At 45.4% G+C, this 1781-nt stretch carries 2 protein-coding genes; both read left to right on the forward strand.

Annotated elements, in window-relative coordinates:
- Positions 1–427 (forward strand): hypothetical protein (locus tag J7J01_09100; protein ID MCD6211021.1); only part of this gene is annotated, 427 nt, incomplete at its 5' end.
- Between the two features lie 121 nt (positions 428–548).
- Positions 549–1781 (forward strand): hypothetical protein (locus J7J01_09105; protein ID MCD6211022.1); only part of this gene is annotated, 1233 nt, incomplete at its 3' end.

The raw sequence follows: 1781 nt of genomic DNA on the forward strand, positions 1-1781 counted from the left end.
CGGAATTGCTATTTTTGACACCGGTGCACCAGATAGTCCGTATCCAAGTATAATGGGCGTGCATAACGGAACAATAACACCCAACCGGCGAATAGAAGTGAACAGGATATACACTTATGCATGCCCTGGCACTGGCGGGCACACCGAATATGCGAGGATATGGGGCAACGGCGTGGATGCACACGCAAACTGGAGTGGATATACAGGCAACTGGCATAACCTAAAGTTCAACACCGCTTTTACGCTCGAACCCGGCAAAGAATACAACTACACCATTCGCACAGGTTCTTACCCGCAGATTATCCATCATCCCGGGGAATACAACGCAACAGGCGGTAAAATAGCATGTAACGAGTTCATAGATGCAAATGGGAAAAAATACACAGGCTGGATACCTGCAATAAAGTTATGGTGGGAAGAGGAATGAAACCGAAAAGTGCAAGGAGGGACACATCTAAGCAACCTCTTGGGAAGTGTGAAAAAAGCTTTCTTTCAAAAAGAAAGATTTACCGAAGAAATATTATACTTTATGTACTATGAAAGAAAGAATGGAACACAAAGGAGTAATACAGGGAATAGTGCTCGTAGCAATAATAGCGATTTCGCTACTTGCAGTCTTGCCGATGACTATTTCTCAGACCGTTTCAGCTGGCACAGTAAGCGTTGAGCCATCATATATAGAAGTCGCACCTGGAGAGGAATTCACAGTGAATGTAACTGTAAATCCCGAGGGAGTAGAGATTTATGGCGCACAGTATGAGCTGCACTTCAATAATTCATTGCTAAATGCAACTGCACAGGATAAAGGTCCGTTCTTCGGCAGTGGCAGTGATTCAACTGTGCTCAAGAACGAAATCAATAATACTATGGGCTGGCTAAAATACGGTGAGGCTAGAACAGCAACTCCGGGAATAACTGAGCCAGGCGTTCTTGCAACTATCACATTCCAGGCAATTGACGATATTGATGGACTCAGCGAGCTCAAATTCACCGTAGTGAAACTAAGCGATCCGAATGTCAATCCTATTCCTGCAAATATCAATAACGGAACCGTAGAAATAATAGGGGCACAGCCCTCAAGTCCGTTCCTCGTATCAGGATATGTGTTTTACGAAAACGGCAGCAAATGCAATAATCCCAGAGTTAACATAACAAACCTGAACACGAGCGAGGAATGGCAGGCTGAGACTTCGTCCGCTTCTAACTACTACCAGCTCGTGCTTAGACATGGCATTGATATAGTTACAGGCGAGACACTGCAGCTCGATGTCAGAAGTCCGGATGGAAGTCAGTCAAAGATTGTTGAGTTCAAGGTATCATCAGAAGAGGTCAACGAAGGCGGGAGATTCGATTCCAACATTACGCTTCCGGTTCCAAACCTGCAGACATGGTATCTTACCCCTGAGAATAAACCCGATAATGCGCCAACTGCGAACGATAGTAGGACGCACGCGAAGGACAACCTGATGCACAAAGGTTCAGGAAGCGGCACAGGCGAATATTTTGATTTGAATTATACCAAAGTGGCATGGTTCTATGCGGATACCGGAGCAGAATGCGGGCTCGGATTTGGCGATAACCCGTGGAAAGCGCATATTCGGACAGAAGCAATAGAAGAAGATGAAATAGGGCACAACCTCACAGTTGAGATTTGCAGGTTGGAAAAAGGCACCGGAGATGTAACCGTTATTGCCAGCCACACCGAGCAGTTAACAGCAGTGGAAAATAAATATCTATGGGACATAACCTGCGAAGACAACGTATCAACAACACAGGATTTC

Source organism: Methanophagales archaeon (assembly GCA_021159465.1).
Lineage (GTDB): Archaea > Halobacteriota > Syntropharchaeia > Alkanophagales > Methanospirareceae > G60ANME1.